At 67.3% G+C, this 17,669-nt stretch carries 16 protein-coding genes; 13 read left to right on the top strand and 3 right to left on the bottom strand.

The window, feature by feature from the left end; genetic code table 11:
• Positions 1–66: 66 nt before the first annotated feature.
• A complete protein-coding gene (locus tag AC1DW9_RS26960; protein ID WP_441493559.1) occupies positions 67–957 on the bottom strand; it encodes a LysR substrate-binding domain-containing protein in 891 nt (296 codons plus the stop codon).
• A 172-nt stretch (positions 958–1,129) separates the two neighbouring features.
• Between AC1DW9_RS26960 and AC1DW9_RS26955 the strand changes: the two genes are divergently transcribed.
• The 10 genes from AC1DW9_RS26955 to AC1DW9_RS26910 all read left to right on the top strand — a co-directional run bounded on the left by AC1DW9_RS26955 (position 1,130) and on the right by AC1DW9_RS26910 (position 13,192).
• Positions 1,130–2,506, top strand: coding sequence for an acyclic terpene utilization AtuA family protein (locus AC1DW9_RS26955; RefSeq protein ID WP_441493560.1), 1,377 nt, complete (start codon positions 1,130–1,132; stop codon positions 2,504–2,506).
• Entirely contained in the window at positions 2,503–2,910 is a 408-nt protein-coding gene (locus AC1DW9_RS26950) for an AtuA-related protein (protein WP_476855234.1), read from the top strand. The genes AC1DW9_RS26955 and AC1DW9_RS26950 overlap by 4 nt, the downstream gene beginning before the upstream one ends.
• Positions 2,907–4,307, top strand: a complete 1,401-nt coding sequence (locus AC1DW9_RS26945; protein WP_441508676.1) for a dipeptidase — start codon at positions 2,907–2,909, stop codon at positions 4,305–4,307. Before AC1DW9_RS26950 ends, AC1DW9_RS26945 begins: the two co-directional genes overlap by 4 nt.
• A 4-nt stretch (positions 4,308–4,311) precedes the next feature.
• Positions 4,312–5,919: a gamma-glutamyltransferase gene (ggt, locus tag AC1DW9_RS26940; RefSeq protein WP_476776267.1), complete on the top strand. Its 1,608-nt coding sequence runs from the start codon at positions 4,312–4,314 to the stop codon at positions 5,917–5,919.
• A 56-nt stretch (positions 5,920–5,975) separates the two neighbouring features.
• Positions 5,976–7,553 carry an ABC transporter substrate-binding protein gene (locus AC1DW9_RS26935; protein WP_476769312.1) on the top strand — a complete coding sequence of 526 codons (1,578 nt, stop codon included), beginning with the start codon at positions 5,976–5,978 and terminating at the stop codon, positions 7,551–7,553.
• 54 nt (positions 7,554–7,607) lie between these two features.
• Positions 7,608–8,576 (top strand): ABC transporter permease, encoded by a 969-nt coding sequence (locus AC1DW9_RS26930; protein ID WP_476776265.1) that lies wholly within the window; start codon positions 7,608–7,610, stop codon positions 8,574–8,576.
• Positions 8,577–8,602: 26 nt separating this feature from the next.
• A complete protein-coding gene (locus AC1DW9_RS26925; protein ID WP_476776264.1) occupies positions 8,603–9,538 on the top strand; it encodes an ABC transporter permease in 936 nt (311 codons plus the stop codon).
• 121 nt (positions 9,539–9,659) lie between these two features.
• Positions 9,660–11,276: an autotransporter family protein gene (locus AC1DW9_RS26920; RefSeq protein ID WP_476776263.1), complete on the top strand. Its 1,617-nt coding sequence runs from the start codon at positions 9,660–9,662 to the stop codon at positions 11,274–11,276.
• Positions 11,277–11,676: 400 nt separating this feature from the next.
• Positions 11,677–11,946, top strand: a complete 270-nt coding sequence (locus AC1DW9_RS26915; protein WP_441493575.1) for a hypothetical protein — start codon at positions 11,677–11,679, stop codon at positions 11,944–11,946.
• Between the two features lie 322 nt (positions 11,947–12,268).
• Positions 12,269–13,192 (top strand): cell wall hydrolase, encoded by a 924-nt coding sequence (locus AC1DW9_RS26910; RefSeq protein ID WP_476776262.1) that lies wholly within the window; start codon positions 12,269–12,271, stop codon positions 13,190–13,192.
• Positions 13,193–13,335: 143 nt separating this feature from the next.
• Here the strand turns inward: AC1DW9_RS26910 and accD are convergent, their stop codons facing one another.
• Positions 13,336–14,217: an acetyl-CoA carboxylase, carboxyltransferase subunit beta gene (gene accD / locus AC1DW9_RS26905; RefSeq protein ID WP_441508671.1), complete on the bottom strand. Its 882-nt coding sequence runs from the start codon at positions 14,215–14,217 to the stop codon at positions 13,336–13,338.
• 276 nt (positions 14,218–14,493) lie between these two features.
• On the opposite strand from accD, the gene AC1DW9_RS26900 reads away from it, so the two are divergent.
• The 3 genes from AC1DW9_RS26900 (at position 14,494) to AC1DW9_RS26890 (ending at position 16,323) form a co-directional block, all read left to right on the top strand.
• The gene (locus AC1DW9_RS26900) at positions 14,494–14,991 is read left to right on the top strand and encodes a c-type cytochrome (protein ID WP_476776261.1); all 498 of its coding nucleotides are present in this window, start codon (positions 14,494–14,496) and stop codon (positions 14,989–14,991) included.
• Positions 14,992–15,046: 55 nt separating this feature from the next.
• The gene (locus AC1DW9_RS26895; RefSeq protein WP_441493579.1) at positions 15,047–15,544 is read left to right on the top strand and encodes a hypothetical protein; all 498 of its coding nucleotides are present in this window, start codon (positions 15,047–15,049) and stop codon (positions 15,542–15,544) included.
• 422 nt (positions 15,545–15,966) lie between these two features.
• Positions 15,967–16,323 (top strand): hypothetical protein, encoded by a 357-nt coding sequence (locus AC1DW9_RS26890; protein ID WP_476776260.1) that lies wholly within the window; start codon positions 15,967–15,969, stop codon positions 16,321–16,323.
• Positions 16,324–16,759: 436 nt separating this feature from the next.
• On the opposite strand, the gene AC1DW9_RS26885 is transcribed toward AC1DW9_RS26890, so the two are convergent.
• A complete protein-coding gene (locus tag AC1DW9_RS26885; protein WP_476776259.1) occupies positions 16,760–17,581 on the bottom strand; it encodes an ATP-grasp domain-containing protein in 822 nt (273 codons plus the stop codon).
• Positions 17,582–17,669: the final 88 nt, after the last annotated feature.

The following is a 17,669-nucleotide window of genomic DNA, read 5'->3' as shown; positions in this document are numbered from 1 at the left end:
CCAGCCCTTCGGCGAAGAGCGGTTGCACCTTGAGACGGCGAGGGGGCTCGTCGACGCGCCGTTGGGTCAGGCGCCGCCATGCGTCCGGATCGCGTCCGCCAGCCGGGTCGCGCTGAGCGAGAGCGGCCGGGATTTGACCCAGAGCAAGCCGATCCGGCGCTCGATGCTGGGCGCCGTGATCGGCACCATGGCCAGGTCCGTGCTCCGGAACATCGCAAAGGTCATCGATGGCAGCGCGGTGATGCCGAGGCCGGCCGCCGCGAGGGCTGCCGCAGAGGGGATCTGGTCGACTTCGTATCTCGGCTCGATCGACAGGTTGCCGTGGACGAACCCGGCATCGGTGAGCCTGCGCACCGACGAAGCCGGCGAGATCGCGATGAAGTCATGGCCGGCGAGGTCCGCCCAGGTCACGCTCTCGCGCGTGGCGAGGCTGTGCTGGCGGTGACAGACCAGGTGCATGCGGTCCGACGTCACCGGATCGAAGGCGAAGGCGCCGAGCGAGGCCGGGTGGCCGACGATCGCGAGGTCCACGATACCGTCCTCCAGCAGCTCCGTCGCCCGGTCCTGGGGCGCGTCGCGGATCTGGACATCGATACCGGGGAAGCTGCTGCGAAAGGCGCGGATCGCCGGGGGTAGCAGCGTGCAGACCACGGATGGAAGTGCGGCGATCGAGACCCGGCCGTGCACGCCTTCGTTCCGGCTGGCGATCGCCTCGAAGGTCTGGTGCAGACTGCGCACGGCATCGCGCGCGCTGGCGACGACGTGCCGCCCTTCATAGGTCAGCGTCAGCGCGCGCGTCGTCCGGTGCACCAGCCGATAGCCGAGCTCGGCCTCGATGCGCTTCAGCGTCTCGCTGACGGAGGGCTGCGTGATGCCCAGGCGCTCGGCCGCGGCCGTGAGATTCAGCGTTTCGCCGATCGCGACCAGGATCTCCAACTGCCGGATTGTCAGATTCATGGCGCCTCGGTGGTCGATCGGCCGGGCCGGCGGTCTGTCGCCTCCCGTGCAGCTCAGTCATAGGCTCATCCTATGGAATAATGAATTCCCATTATTTGACTTTCTGAATGCGTCGCCACCAATGCATCAGGCGCGGCCATGGGCCGGGCTGGCGGCAACGGATGGGTTCGGCATGGCGACACAGGTTCGGATCGGTGCTGCGGCGGGCTTTGCCGGCGACCGATCGGATTCGGCCGGGCCGGTGATCGAAGCCTTGGCGCAGCATGACGGGCCCCGTTTCCTGATCTTCGAGACACTGGCCGAACGCACGCTGGCGCTCGCGCAGATCGACCGGATCGCCAATCCTGCCCGCGGCGAGGTGCCCGCGCTCGAGCGCCTGCTGCGCCCGGCTCTCGGGGACGCCGCCCGGCACGGCATCAGGATCATCGGCAATTTCGGCGCGGCCAATCCGCGGGCCGCTGCCGCGAAAATCCGCAGCTGGGCCGCAGAGGCCGGATATCCCCGCCTGAAGATCGCGGTGGTCGAGGGCGATGACCTTCTCGGCCTGATGAGCCCGGCCGAATTCGCCGCCTGCGAGAGCGATGGCACGATCCTGGCGCGGGCGCCCGAGATCATCGCCGCCAACGCTTATCTTGGCGCGGGCCCGATCGCCGAGGCCCTGTCGCGCGGCGCCGACATCGTCGTGACCGGGCGCGTCGCCGATCCCGCTTTGGTGCTGGGGCCGCTGATCCACAGCTTCGGCTGGGCCTGGGACGATTGGGACCGGCTTGCCGCCGGCATCCTGGCGGGACATCTGCTCGAATGCGGTTCGCAGGTCACGGGCGGTTATTTCGCCGATCCGGGCATCAAGGACGTGCCGGGCATGGACCGGATCGGCTATCCCATTGCCGAGGTCGAGGCCGATGGCAGCTTCGTCGTGACCAAGCCCGACGACACCGGCGGGCTGGTCGACCGGCGCACCGTGACCGAACAGATCCTCTATGAGATCCACGATCCGGCCGCCTATCTGACGCCCGATGTCGTGCTCGACCTGACTGAGGTGGAGATCGAGCAGGTCGGCCCCGACCGGGTGCGCGTCAGCGGCGCCAGGGGCCACCCTTTGCCGCCCACCCTGAAAGCGACGATCTGCGTCGATGGCGGCCATCTCGCCGAGGCCGAAATCTCCTATGCCGGCCCCAATGCCGGGGCGCGGGCAAAACTCGCAATCGAGACCGTGCAGCTTCGGATGCGCCGCTTCCATCCTGCTCTCGCCATTCGTGTCGATCTGATCGGCGCCGTCAGCGTCTTCGGCGACAGCGCGGGCTCCGGCATTTCCGACCTCGTCTGGGACAGGCTGCCGGCCGATCTGCGCATCCGCTTCGCGGCCGAGACCGATGATCGTGCCGCCGCCGAGTGCCTGCTGGACGAGGTCGAGGCGCTGTACTGCGCCGGGCCGGCGGGCGGGGGCGGGGTGCGCAAGCGCCTGACGCCGCGGCTGCGCAGCGCGTCCTGCCTGGTCGCGCGCGACAGGGTCACGCCCCGCGTCACCTTCATGGAGGAGGCGGCATGATGGAACTGATCCGCACGCCGCTCCATGCGCTTGCCCATGCCCGCTCCGGCGACAAGGGCAACCGCCTGAATATCGCGGTGGTCTGCCGCCACCCGGCGCTCTTCCCGGTGCTGGCCGCAGAGCTCACGGCCGATCTCGTGGCGGAGATCTTTCGGGCGAGGGTGCCCTCCCGGGTCGTGCGCTACGAACTGCCCCGGCTGGCTGCCTTCAATTTCGTCCTCGACGATGTTCTGGACGGCGGCGTCAATGCCAGCCTGGGCCTCGACGGCCATGGCAAGACCCTGTCCTTCCTGCTGCTCGCGGCCTCCGTCCCGGTCCCCAAGGCCGTGCTGAACGCTGTCGCCGACGAGACCCCGATCCTCGCTTCGACCCGCCATCCCCAAACTCCTGGAGGCCCGCGATGAGCGCCCAGCCCGTCGTCGATCATCTGCTCGCCCGGCACGATGCCGTGCTGGACCGGCTGAAGGCCTTCCTGAGGCTGCCGAGCGTCAGCACCGATCCGGCCTATGCGCAGGGCATGCAGGACACACGGACGTTCCTGCTCGATTGGTTGAAGGAGATCGGGCTGTCGGATGTCCAGCTGCTCGATGGCGGCGGCCAGCCGGCGGTCTACGGCACCTGGCTCGGCGCGCCCGGCGCCCCGACGATCATCATCTACGGCCATTACGACGTGCAGCCGCCCGATCCGCTGGCGCTCTGGAAGACACCGCCCTTCGAGCCGACGACCCGTGACGGCAGACTCTATGCGCGCGGCGCGTCGGATGTGAAGGGCTCGACCACGATCGCCATCGAGACGGTCGCGGCCTTCCTGGCGGTCAAGGGCCGCTGCCCGGTCAATATCAAGCTCTTCATCGAAGGCGAGGAGGAGACCGGCAGCCCGAGCCTGCATGCCATCGTCGCGCGCTATGGCCCGCTGCTCAAGGCCGACGCCATGATCTCCGCCGATGGCGGCCGCGCCAGCCCGACCGTGCCGACGATCAATGTCGGGGCGCGCGGGCTGACCAAGCTCGAACTCGTGGTCCGCACCGCCGACAAGGAGCTGCATTCCGGCCGCTATGGCGGCGCGGTCCGCAACGCCCTGCACGAGCTCGCCGCGATCATCGCGACGCTCCATGACAGGAATGGCGCGATCGCCATCCCGGCGCTGATGGAGGCCGTGCGCCCGCTCAGTGAGCGGGACCGGCAGGACACCGCCGCCCTGCCTTTCGACGAGGCGGCCTTTGTCGGCGATATCGGCGGCATCGCGGCCGGCGAGCCGGGCTACAGCATCCGCGAGAGACTGACGCTGCGCCCCGCCATCGACGTCAACGGCATGTGGGGCGGCTATACCGGCTCCGGCAGCAAGACGGTGATCCCCGACGAGGCGCGCGCGAAGATCACCATCCGTCTCGCCCCGGGGCAGGACCCCGACCAGGCGGCGCAGGCGCTCAAGGGACATATCCTGGCGATGGCGCGGCCCGGCGTCGCGGTCAGCTTCGAGGCGATAGGCGGCGGCTCGCCGGCCTCGACGCTCGCTGCCGACCACCCCCTGGTCCAGGCCGCCACGCGCGTCCTGAGGACGACATCGCAACAGGAGCCGGTCCATGTCCGGCTCGGCGCGACGGTGCCGATCACCGCGATCTTCAAGGAGACGCTCGGTCTCGACACCTTGATGTTCGGCTTCAACCTGCCCGACGAGGACGTGCACGCGCCCAACGAGTTCTTCCATCTGGCGTCGATCCCGCTCGGCCTGCAGGCCTGGCCGATGCTGCTGGAGGAGCTCGGGCGTTTTCCCGCGGCAGCTTTTGGCGGGAAGGGCTGAGCCGATGGCCGGGATGATCGTCGCGGCCCAGCCCGAGGCCGTCGAGGCCGGAGCGCTGGTTCTCAGGCGCGGCGGCAACGCCGTCGATGCCGCGATCGCCTGCGCCTTCGTGCAATCCGTCGTCGATCCGCAGATGACCGGCATCGCCGGCTATGGCTCGATGCAGATCTACATGCCCGGCCGCAATGCCCATGACGTGCTGGAATTCTATGCCCGCAGCCCGGCGGCGACCCGTGCCGACATGTGGCAGGACGCGATCATCGGCGAGGCGCCGGACGGCTTCTCCTTCGTGGTCAAGGGCCATGTCAACGAGATCGGCTATCAGGCCGTCGGCTCGCCGGGCAACCTGAAGGGATACACCACGGCGCTGGCCGAATACGGCACCATGGATCTCGCCGATATCATGCAGCCGGCGATCGACTACGCGCGGGGCGGCTTCAGGATCCGGCCCTACATGCATTACTACATGGCACTGAACCAGTCGGAGCAGGGGCGGGTGCCCAATGAGGACCTGCTCCGCTTCAGCGCGACCGGCCGGGAGCTGTATTTCCGGGCCGATGGCAGCCTGAAGCGCCCCGGCGACACCGTCGCCAATCCCGATCTCGCCCGCACCCTGGAGCGGATCGCGGCAGCCGGCCCCGAGATCTTCTATCGCGGCGAGATCGCCGAGCAGATCGCCGCCGACATGAAGGCGAATGGCGGCCTGCTCGCCTATGAGGACCTGGCGAACTACCAGCTGCGGCGGTCGAAGCCGGTCTGGGGCAGCTATCGCGGCCACCGCGTCGCCAGCGTCCAGCCGCCCGGCGGCGGCGTCTCGCTGATCCAGCTGCTGCATGTCCTCGAGAACTTCCCGCTCGGCGAACTCGAGCATAATGGCGGCGAGCATCTGCGCATCCTGACCGAGGCGCTGATGCGGGTGACGGCCGACAAGGACGCGCATATCGGCGACCCCGATTTCGTCGAGGTGCCGACCGACCGGCTGCTGGCGAAGGACTATGCCGCGACGCTGGCGCAGAGCATCCGCCGGGGCGAGCGCGGCGCCATCGAGCGCTTGAAGCTGAAGCCCGAGGCCAACGACACCACGCAGGTCTGCGTCGTCGACGGCGAGGGCAACGCGGTGACGCTCACCCACACGCTCAATATCCCCAGCGGCGTCATCAGCGATGGGCTGGGCTTCATGTATAACGGGCTGATGAGCGCCTTCGATCCGCGGCCCGGCCGGCCGGGCTCGCTGGCGCCTAACAAGGGCCGCACCAGCTCGCAGATGCCGAGCATCGTCTTCAAGGATGACAGGCCCTTCATCGTCATCGGCGCGCCAGGCGGCACCGCGATCCTGCCGGCGATGGCGCAGGGCATCAGCAACATCATCGATTTCGGCATGCCGGTCTTCGATGCGGTCGCGGCGCCACGGATCAGCGTGACCAGCAACAGCATCGATATCTCGAACCGGATCCCACGCTATGTCGCCGCGGAGTTGGAGCGCCAGGGCTATCGCGTCGCGCGCTCCTACCAGGGCTTCGCCTTCGCGGCGCTGCATGCGGTGCTCGCCGATGCCGGCCGCCTATCGGCCGGCGCCGACCCGCAGCGCGACGGCATGTGGCTGAGCGGCTGAGCCGGAATGAAGCGGCCAACAGACCTAATTCCAGTCATTCGATCATGAGGACCCCGATGAGCGCATCACTCAAAACCTGGCTTGCGGCGACGCTGCTGACGACGGGGCTCGGCCTCGCTCCTGCACAGGCGGCCCCGCTGCGGATCGCGATCGGCGGCGCCTTCACCTCGATCGACCCGCATTTCTACAATGCCACGCCCAATCATTCCGTCGCGATGCATGTCTTCGACCGCCTGGTCGACCGCGCGCCCGATGTCAGCCTGAAGCCCGGTCTCGCCCTGAGCTGGACGCCGGTCTCCGACACCGTCTGGGAGTTCAAGCTGCGCCCCGGCGTGACCTGGCATGACGGCAAGCCCTTCACCGCCGACGATGTCGCCTTCACCTATCAGCGCGCCCGCAACGTCCCCAACAGTCCCGGTGGCTTCGGCGGCTTCCTGCGCGCCGTGAAGACGGTCGAGGTCGTCGACCCGCTGACGCTGCGCATCGACACCGGCGAGCCGGCCCCCAACCTGCCGCGCGAGCTGGCCTTCGTGCCGATCATCTCGCGCCATGTCGGCGAGAGCGCCACGACCGAGGACTACAATTCCGGCAAGGCCGCCATCGGCACCGGCCCCTATAAATTCGTCAGCCAGACCCCGGGCGACCGGGTCGAGCTCGTCCGCAACGACGCCTGGTGGGGGCCAAAGCAGGACTGGGACAAGGTCACGCTGCGGATGATCACCAATTCCGGTGCACGTGTCGCCGCGGTCCTGGCGGGCGATGTCGACATCATCGACACGCCGCCCGTCGGCGATCTCGAGAAGCTGAAGGCGGATCCGCGCGTCACCGTCGCCACGACGGAAGGGCTGCGCGTCATCTATCTCGCGCTGAATTCGCTCGAGCCGGGTGCCGCCACCATCACCGACAATGACGGCAAGCCGCTGCCGAAGAACCCGCTGCTCGATCTCAAGGTGCGCCAGGCGCTGTCCATCGCGATCAACCGCGACGGCCTCGCCGACCGGATCATGCAGAAGACGGCCCGGCCGACCGGCCAGTGGCTGCCGGCCGGCACCTATTCCTATGCCAAGAGCGTCACGGTTCCCGCCAATGACCCCAACAAGGCCAAGGCGCTGCTGAAGGAGGCGGGCTTCCCGGACGGGTTCAAGATCACGCTCTTCACGCCCAATGACCGCTACCCGAACGATGCGGCGACCGCCCAGGCGGTCGCCCAGATGTGGACGCGGATCGGCGTCAAGACCGCGGTCGAGACGCTGCCCTGGAGCGCCTATGCGACGCGCGGCGGCAAGCAGGAATTCGGTGCCGGGCTCTGGGGCTGGGGCAGCCCGACGGGCGAGGCCGGCTATCTGCTCTCGAATGTGCTCGCCAGCAACAATCCCTCCAAGGGCCTCGGCGTCTTCAATTACGGGCGCTATGCAAATCCGGCGCTCGATACCCAGATCGTCCAGGCGCTGGCGACGATCGACGACGGCAAGCGGGAGCAACTGCTCGTCGGCGCGGTCGAGACCGCGGCGCGCGAGGTGCCGATCATCCCGCTCTTCATCCTCGACAACGCCTGGGTCACCCGCAAGGGCATCGTCATCGACCCGCGCCGCGACGAACGCACGCTGGCGGTGGATGCCCGCAGCGCCAGGTAACACGAGTATCGACAACGCGACGGACCGGTCCGGTCCGTCGCCCGGGGACATGAGATGATTGCCTGGTTCGCCCAACGACTTCTGCAGGCTTTCGCGGTCGTGCTCGCCATGACGGTGATCGTCTTCGTCGGCGTCAACGTGATCGGCGATCCGGTTGCCGTTCTGGTTCCGCCCGATGCCGACCAGGCGGAACGCCTGCGCGTGGTCGCGGCCTTCGGGCTCGACCGGCCGCTCTGGCAGCAATATCTCTCGTTCCTCGGCGGCGCGGTCAGGGGCGATCTCGGGCGCAGCTTCGTCTTCAACGAGCCGGCGCTGCGGGTCATCCTCCAGCGCATGCCCGCAACGCTCGAGCTGGCGCTCGCCGCCATGCTGCTCTCGGTGGTGATCGGCATTCCGCTCGGCCTCTATGCCGGCGTCCGGCCGAACTCGCCGGTGGCGAAGACGATGATGGCCGGCTCGATCCTGGGTTTTTCGCTGCCCAGCTTCTGGGTCGGGCTGCTGCTGATCATGGTCTTTGCGGTGCAACTGAGCTGGCTGCCGGCCGGCGGCCGCGGGCCGACGCGCGAATTGCTCGGCCTGCAATGGTCGTTCCTGACCCTGGAGGGCCTGCGCCATCTCATTCTGCCGGCCTTGAACCTCGCCTTGTTCAAGATCTCGCTGGTGATGCGGCTGGTGCGGGCCGAGACCCGCGAGATCGTTCCGCAGGACTATATCCGCACCGCTCGCGCCAAGGGCCTTGGCGAGGGCGCGATCCTGCGGGTCCATCTCCTCAAGAACATCCTGATCCCCGTCGTCACCATCGTCGGGCTGGAATTCGGCTCGGTGATCGCCTTCTCGGTGGTGACGGAGACGATCTTCGCCTGGCCGGGCATGGGCAAGCTGATCATCGACAGCATCAACCTGCTCGATCGCCCGATGATCGTCGCCTATCTCATGGTGATCGTCGTGCTGTTCGTCGTCATCAATCTCGTGGTCGACCTGATCTACACGGCTCTCGACCCGCGCGTCCGGCTCGAGAACTGAGCGACCGGGCCTTGCAGGTGAACACCATGCCAACCTCCTCGCGTTCCGCCGCCCCGGAAGCGGCCGCTCCGGAAGCGGCGCCCGCGACGCGGCGCACGCCGCTGCAGCGCTTCCTGCGGGCCTTTGCCGCCTCGCGCCTGGCCGTGCTCGGCCTCATTCTGCTCTGCGCGATCATCACGCTCGCGCTCCTGGCGCCGTGGATCGCGCCACAGAACCCCTATGACCTGATGCAGCTCGACATCATGGACGGCCAGTTGCCGCCCGGATCGGTCTCGGCCACGGGCATGACCTACTGGCTCGGCACCGACGATCAGGGCCGCGACATGCTGTCGGGCATTCTCTACGGCCTGCGCATCTCCTTGCTGGTCGGGCTGACATCGGCGCTGGCGGCAGCCGCCATCGGCACGACGCTCGGGCTCATCGCAGCCTATGCGGGCGGCCGCACCGGCACCGCGATCATGCGCATCGTCGACCTGCAGCTCTCTTTCCCGACCATCCTGGTCGCGCTGATGATCCTGGCCTTTCTCGGCAAGGGCGTCGTCAACGTTATTCTCGCGCTCGTCATCGTCGAATGGGCCGCCTATGCCCGCATCGCCCGCGCCAGCGCGATGGTGCAGCGGCGCAAGGAATATATCGAGGCGGCAATCTGCCAGGGCGCGTCATCGCTGCGCATCCTGTTTCGCCATTTGCTGCCGAACTGCCTGCCGCCCCTGATGGTGATCGCCACCGTCCAGATCGCGCGCGCCATCGCGCTGGAGGCGACCCTGTCCTTCCTCGGGCTGGGCGTGCCGATCACCGAGCCAAGCCTCGGCCTGCTGATCTCCAATGGCTATCAGCACATGCTATCGGGAAAGTTCTGGATCAGCTTCTATCCCGGCGTGGCGCTCCTGATCACGGTGGTCGCGATCAACCTGATCGGCGATCAGCTCAGGGACGTCCTCAATCCGCGCGCGCAGGCCTGAGAGCAGAACCCGGGCATGGCGCGACGACGAAGGGGAAGACGACCGCTCCCTGTCAACGTCGCCCCCGAACGATCCCGCTCCCCTGAATGCGCCTGGGGCCGAAATCCTGCGCTTCGAACACATGGCGAAAGGGCAGGATGCCCATGTCCTGACCAACGCCACGGTATGGAATCTGACCGGCAATTCAAACCTCACAAACCTGATCAATGACGCAAGCCTGGTCGCCTTTTCGGCGCCCGCCGGCGATCCGGGGGGGCTGGCCAGTTACAAGGCGCTGACAGCGGTCAACTATACCGGCGTGGGCGGCAGGCTGGGCCTCAACACCTTCCTTGGAAACGACAATTCGCCGTCGGACCGGCTGGTTATCAACGGGGGCAGCGCGACGGGCCTCTCCTCGCTCCAGATCGCCAACACGACAGGCCACGGAGACCTGACCGTGGGCAACGGCATCCTTGTGGTCGATGCGATCAATGGCGCCACGACGGCGGTCGGCGCCTTCGCACTGGCTGGCCCTGTGGTTGCCGGTCCCTATGAGTACTCGCTATATCGGTCCAGCCGTGATGCGTCGGGGTTGGAGAGCTGGTATCTGCGTTCGGACCTGGCTCCAGTGCCGCCTGCGCCTCCCGGCCCCGGGCCGTCGCCGGCACCGCCCTCGACCGGCATCCCGGATTTTCGCCGCGAGACCTCGCTCTATGCGGCGCTGCCGGCTATGCAGCTGATCTATGGCCGCACCCTGATCGACAGTCTGCATGAGCGCGTCGGCGAGCTTGCGCCCCTCGAGGCGCCCGAAGTCACGGAGGAGCGGACGATCGGGTGCGCGAACCCCGAGAAGAACTACCGCTGCACCACGACCGTGCGGCTGCCGGCCGGCACAGCCGCCCCCGGGCACTCCTATGCCTCGGCCGGCTGGGCCCGGATCATCGGCACACATGGCAACCAGGATGGCGGCCCCTGGGGCATCTACCGTAACGGCCCGAACTACGACTATGACCTCTATGCTTTCCAGGCCGGTCTCGACCTCTATCGCAGCCAGAACTCCGACGGCTCACGCGATCATGCCGGGATCTATGCCGCGATCGGCCGGATCGAGGGCGACGTCACCCATTTCAACGGCATCAAGGCCGGCCACAACACCATCGATGCCTATTCGCTTGGCGGATACTGGACGCATTTCGGGCCGTCGGGCTGGTATCTCGACGGCGTCGTCCAGGGCACCTGGTATGATGCCAAGGCCGATTCCAGGCGCGGCTTCACCCTCAACCGCGACGCGTTCGGCTTTGCCGCCTCGCTCGAAGGCGGCTATCCGCTCCAGCTCGGCTACGGCGTCGTCTTCGAGCCGCAGGCGCAAATCATCTACCAGACGCTCTCGAACGGCTCGGCAGCCCTGGTGCGCTTCTCCGACGCGGACTCACTCGCCGGCCGGATCGGCGCTCGCCTTGCGCGGAGCTGGACGCTGTACGAGGCCACGCTCGGCGCCAGACCGCGGATGCTGACTGCCTGGCTGAAGGCCAGCCTCTGGAACGAATTCATGGGCAATCCCAAGACCGCGTTCTTCTCGGCCACCGGCTTTATCCCGTTCCGGGCCGATCTCGGCGGCAACTGGGCCGAGTTCAAGGTCGGCGCCGACGCACAGCTGACCAGGAACATCACCCTCTACGCCAGCGCGGGCTACTCGGTCGGCCTCGATGGCCGCTCGCATACCTATGACGGCCAGCTCGGTGTCAAGGTGACATGGTAAGCTCGGCGTTTCGTCCTGACTTGGATCGATATTGGCTTGGACCAATCCTGGCCTGACGATCAATCCTGGCCGGGGAGGATCGTTCGCGAAATCCCGGCCACGGCTTGCTCTGCGCCTGTCGCGGATGCGGCAGCGCTGGAAGTCGAGCTGAACGGCCGGCTCGAAGGCGCGTATGGCGACCTTGCCGCGCCCGTTGTCGGCAATGCGGCCTGGCCACCCGGCTCTTGGCCCTGTTCGGCGACGAGATCGCGCTTGGCGTCCGCGCCTCGATGATGACGGAGCGCCTCGCGCCGTTGCTCGATCCCGTCGTCAGCGTCGGGTGCGGCCGATCTCGACCGGGAGCGCGTCAGGGCGCCGTCGCTGATTGAGTCCCCGCTGTCCCGGGGGTACATTGGGCGACATGACCGACGACTTCCCTGACATTCTCCGTTCACCGCTCTGCCAGACTGTCACTCGCGATGGCGTGACGGTGCAGGTCGAGATCTACCGTCTCGCGGACAGCGAGGGCTGGACGCTCGAGCTTGTCGATGAAGATGGAGGGTCGACCGTCTGGGAAGAGACGTTCGCCAGCGACGCTGCGGCCTTGGCTGAGTTCAATGAAGGGCTGGAGGAACTCGGACTCGCTGGTTTGATCGACCCGGAAGGGGACGAAGAAGCGACGGTGCACTAGGGTCGAAACTCCGGCACGGCGACCGGCTTTCGCGGGACGCTGCGTGGCCCCGGGCGATGAAGATGCGCGTCCGGGCGAGGTCCATGTTCCGGATCCATCGCGAGCGACACCAGTCCATTGGCACGGGCGAAGAGCCGCATGTTGCATGGCGCCGCCATGGCGGTCGTTGGACAGCCGCGCCGTGTTGACGGCCGAAGCGCGGTCGGGCACCTTCGCTCCGTTCATCTGGCGTTAACGTTCTGTTAACGTATTCAGGGTCCCTTCCAGGGATGACGGTCCGCCGCCTGCGGCAGCCCGGAGCCCGTAATCAGGAGGTTGCCGCATGAAGCGCGCCGTGATCGCTGCAAATGCTGTCCGTCCCGTCGGCAATGTTGGCCGTCCCATCGGCAAGAGCCGCTCCGGCCGCAAGGCGATCCCGCTTCTGATTTCACTGGCTGCGCCGGCGCTGGGCGCCTGCAGCATGTCGCCTGTCGAGACCGCTTCGACGGCGGCGCCGGCGACAAAGGATCCCCGTGAGGCGCGCAAGCGCGCGGTTACCCTGGCCAAGGCCGATCCGCGCGAGAAGGAATGCCTCGTCCGCGCGATGTATTTCGAATCGAACCGGTCGAGCGATGCGGGTCTGCTCAGCGTCGGCACGGTGGTGATGAACCGGGTGGAATCGCCGCGTTACCCTGAGACGATCTGCGGCGTCGTCGGCGCGCCGCGCCAGTTCGCCGCCGGCGTGCTGACCCGCCCGATGGCGGCACGCGACCTGCCGAGGGTCGAGGCCATCGCGGAAGACATCCTCAACGGAAAGCGCCACGAGCCTGTCGGAGCGGCCAAGCATTTCCACATGGCCGGCATGCGCTTTTCCTATCCCAACATGCATTACGTGACCTTGGCAGGCGGGAACGCCTTCTATGTGAAGGGCGAGCGGCCCGAGCGGCGCCGCATCGAGGAGCCGAACTATCAGCTGGCTGCGCTCAACTTGCCGGCGGCTCCCGCCACCACATCGACCGTGCAGACCTCGTTTGCCGCCGCGCCGCTGGCATTCGCCCCGGAGGCTCCCGCGCCGGCCGTTTCTGCGCCGGCAAGCCCGACCTTGACGCTCGTCAGCACGATGCGGCTGCCGCCCAGCCGGCCCTATGATCTCGATATGCCCAAGAAGACCCTGCGCGCCCTCAGCGCGCCGCCGGCGAGCGGCGTCCGCGTGGCTGCGCTGCCGCCCGAGACCCGCGGCCTTCGCGGCGGCCTGTCGCTGGACTGACCGCGAGCGGCCGCCTGCGTCTGGGCAGGGCGATCGACCGCCAGTCTTGCCTCCCCACAAGCTGGGGAGCGCTGCTGCCGCAGCCATGCGCGAAGCGTGCGATCGAGGCCGACAACGTCTCGGCGACGGCCGCAAGGATCAGCTCATTCAGGACGGGGCCGCGGCGGCTCGCGGGTCAGCAGGCCGCAGAGCCTCGCGAGCGTCGCGCGCATGTCGGCTCGGGGCACGACGATATCGACCATGCCGTGCTCCTTGAGATATTCGGCCTTCTGGAAGCCCTCCGGCAGCTTTTGACGGATCGTCTGCTCGATGACGCGCGGTCCGGCGAAGCCGATGAGGGCACCAGGCTCCGCGATATGCACATCACCCAGCATGGCATAGGACGCCGTGATGCCGCCCGTCGTCGGGTCCGTCAGCACGACGAGATACGGCAATTTCGCCTTGGCCAGACGCCGTCGGGCCACGGTCGTGCGCGGCATCTGCATCAATGCCAGCATCCCTTCCTGCATGCGCATCCCGCCGCCGCTCGCGAACAGGATCAAGGGCGTGCGGTGCGAGATGGCGGCTTCTACAGCGGTGATGATGGCTTCCCCGGCTGCCATGCCAGGCGCGCCGCCCATGAAATGGAAGTCCTGGACCGCCACCGTGACGGGCATGCCCTCTAGCCTGCCGCGGACCACCTTGACCGCGTCCTGCAGCCCGGTCTTCGCTCTGGCCTCCTTGAGGCGGTCGATATAGCGCTTCGTGTCGCGGAAGCGCAGCGGATCGACCGGCCCTTCCGGCACGGGCACATCCTCCTGGGAGCCCGGATCGAGTGTGATCGCCAGGCGTTGCGCTGCCGTGATGCGCAAATGGTGACCCGAGCCCGGAATCACCCATAAATTGGCCTCGACATCCCGGTGGAAGACAAGCTGGCCGGTGACCGGGCACTTGATCCAGAGCTTTTCGGAGGTTTCCCTCCGCAAAAGAGTGCTGATCTTTGGCCGCACCACCGCGGTAATCCAATTCGTCGGTGATTCCCGCATGGGCGTTCGCAAGCTCCGTTGCGTCGGTCGGACATTAGATGCGCTCGAACGGAATGCCGTGCAACCGGCCTGCGCTGCTGCCTTCGCGGCGATCTGGTGCTCAGTCCTGAAGCACTGCCCGGTTCCCGGCGGCGATCGAAAGCCGGCTTGCGCCTGGGCGCAAAGCGGCAGGCGCTATTCGATCCCGCGCCGTTCAGGTAGCATGGACATGCCGCAGGAGAGTGGCCGCCCGGCGGCGAAGCACCGGCCGGTCCGCATCCCGCGCCGGAGGGTGCCATGCGATTCATCGCGGGTTTCGTCACAGCCTTCATCGTCCTGGCCATCGCCGGCCTCGCCCTGGTCTTCAGCGGCCTCGTCAATATCGCCGCCCGCGAGCCGCACAGCGCCCCGGTATTCGTCCTCCTGCAGACCGCCATGCGCCAGTCGGTCGCCCGCCAGGCGGCCACGGTGCCGGCGCCCGCACCGTCCACGGACATTTCCCGGGGTTTCCGTCTCTACAACGAGACCTGCGTCTACTGTCATGGCGCCCCGGGGAAGGACCCGACCGATATCGGCAAGGGCCTCAATCCGGAGCCGCCCTTCCTGCCGGATACGATCCAGCACTGGAGCGCCGCCGAGATCTTCTGGATCGTCAAGAACGGGGTGCGGATGACCGGCATGCCGTCCTTCGCGGACACCCATAGCGATGACGACCTGCGGGCCGTCGTCGCCTTCGTGCAGAAGCTGCCGACCATGACCGAAGAGCAATATGCTGCCTATGAGAAGGCGCAGTGAGCGCCGGGCTCCATGGCGGCCGGCACCGGCTCGGGCCAATTCGAGGAGGACCATCATGCGAACCGCAACGTGCCTGCTGGCTGCGCTGTCACTGTCGACCCTGCTGATCGGCCCGGGCGCCTGGGCGGCCGGTTTCGAGTGCGGGGGGCGGCCGACCGCCGATACGCCGGCCGGCGTCAAGGACATCACGGCGCTGCTGCCGGTCTCCGATCCGCTCGACCATCCCGCCTCGCTCAATGCCGCCGTCGACACATTGCGCAGCCAGGGCCTGAGCAAGACCCTGATCATCGACAATCTGATCGGCGCCTATTGCGCCCTGCTGGCCAAGGACACGGCGCTGGCCGACGCGCAGAAGACCGCCCGGCTGCGGAGTTTCAGCCTGCAGGCGACACGGGCGGTCTACGCTATCGAGATCGCGGACCGCATCATTCTCGACGTGCCGCTGATGCCCGACGTCGTCGACGCGGTCAGCGCCAGGGCGCGGGCGGCGGGGCTGACCCCGCAGGACTGGATTGCGCAGGCGATAGCCAAAGCACTGGCCGCGCAACCGTGAACGGCCGGGCTGCCGGGGAGCGGGCGCAGGACGGGCGAACGATTGGCAGCCTGACCTGAACGCCACGGTGTCGCGTCGACGAAGCGTCTGCAAGGGGGGGCCGTTATCAGCATTTTTCAGAGACCGACTGAGGTCCGTCCCAACCAGACCCGGACGTTGCCTTGACCGGTCGCCTGCGGCCGCTTGCGGTCGAGAGCCGAGCTCAGGCGGTCCGCTCAGGCAAGAGGTCCCGTCGGGCAAGAGGCCCTGTCAGGCAAGCGGTCCTGTCAGGCAGCTCCAGTCGGGAATGCTCGCCTGCGGGCCTCCGGCCACGGTCGAATTCGCCGGCTTGGGGCTGGCTTCGGAGCTTGTGTGATCAAGCGCATGCAAGCGGGCGCGGGAAGGGGAGATGATCCGAGGGAACCCCCGGAAGGCTTGGTCGGATGTCCCTTCACACCGCGTTTGCCCCTCAATCCATCACCCGGGACGTCAGGGTTTCGATCCTTGCACGCGTTCCCGTGCTGATCGCCGCAGGCGCCCTGATCGGAGCCATCATCCTCATGGCCTCGGCCATGCTGCGCCTCCTGCCGGATGGCTTCGCTGTCTCGCTCCATGGCCTGTCGGCGGCATTGCTGCTGGCCTGCGCAGCTCTGGCCTTCGAGCACAGCGCGAAGGATGCAGGTCGGATGATCCGCGATACATCAGCCTTCATCCGCAGGATGCGCCTGATCTGCCTGTCGGCAGCCTTCGCACTCGGCTTCCTGATCCCGGTGTTGATCAGTGTGATTCCGCGGCCCTGACCCAAAAGGCATCGCGTCCCCAAAGTGGGAGTTGATACAGCCAGCTAGAAGGTGCCGGGGAGTTCATCGGCTGTGCCTCCGGAAACGTCCGCGATCCGTTGAGAATTTCGGCTCGCGGTCGATAGAGCCGAACCATGTCCCCGTTGTTCAGTTCCTAATTCGTAGTCCCATCAATTCTGGTCGGGGCCACGGTGGGCCATGGTCCGCTTATGCCGCGATCGGGACCCGTTCCTTGGCAAGGGCGAAGAGCGGCAAGCCCCTGGAGCGGCGAGACCGGCGCTCGCCGGCTCAAAAGCTCCGCTATTCCCCGCTCGAGGTCCGCATCTGTGATGCGTTCCGGATGCCGGCCCGGGCTGGCGGGGTCGGACCGGCTGAAGGCTGGCATTCGAAGGCCTCCGAGGGAGGACGCCGCGGCCCCGGGGCGGTGCCCTGTCGATCATCGGCCCGTCGCTCTGATGCGGTGATCGAGCGATCCCATGACCGTGTCGTAGAGCGCATTCCCGATGAGCGCATCTTCATGGCCGGCATCGACATTGGGGTTGTCATTGACCTCGAGCACGAGGGGCCGCTCTCCACACTCCTTGACGTCAACGCCATAAAAGCCGTCGCCGACCGTGTCGGCGGCAGCCAGCGCAGCTGCCAGCACGGATTTGGGCGTTTCGGAGATGGCGACGGCCTCGGTCAAGCCTTCCCGATAGTCCCGTGAGCCCGCGTTCTGCACAACCTGCCAATGGCCCGGCACCATGTGATACCGGCAGGCGAAGAGCGGCCGGCGATCGAGCACCCCGATGCGCCAATCGAAGCGGGTCGGGATGTACTCCTGAGCGACCAGGACGGGGGAGCGATCGAACCATTGCAGGCAGCGCACCCGAAATTCGGCCTCGCCTTCCACCTTGCAGACGCCTCTGGAAAACGAGCTGTCCGGGAGCTTGACGACACAGGGCAGGCCGAGCAGCGGGATCGCATCGCCGATGTTCCCGCGGTGCAGGAGCAACGTCTTCGGCGTCGGCACCCGGTGGCGTTCGAAGAGACGGACCTGGGACACCTTGTCGGCGCAGATCCGCATCGAGATCGGGTCATCGATCGAGGCCAGGCCGAGTTCGGCCGCACGCAGCGCGAACTGGTGGGTGTAATCGTCCAGGCGCGTGTGATCCCGGATAAAAACGCCGTCGAACTCAGCCAGCCGATCGAGGTCGGCTTCTGCGACGATCGTAACATCCAGATCCAGCTTGCGTGCGCTGGCGAGAAACTGATCCATTGCAGCGCGATTGGACGGGGCGAGCGTCCGGCCGGGAGTCCAGAGGACGGGAAGCGCAGGTCGAGCCTTCCGCGCCGGGAGCGCGCGT

The sequence above is a fragment of the Allobosea sp. P4_E12 genome (assembly GCF_056401655.1).
The sequence above is the reverse complement of the archived record's forward strand: the minus strand, read 5'-3'. Positions and strand labels throughout refer to the sequence as shown.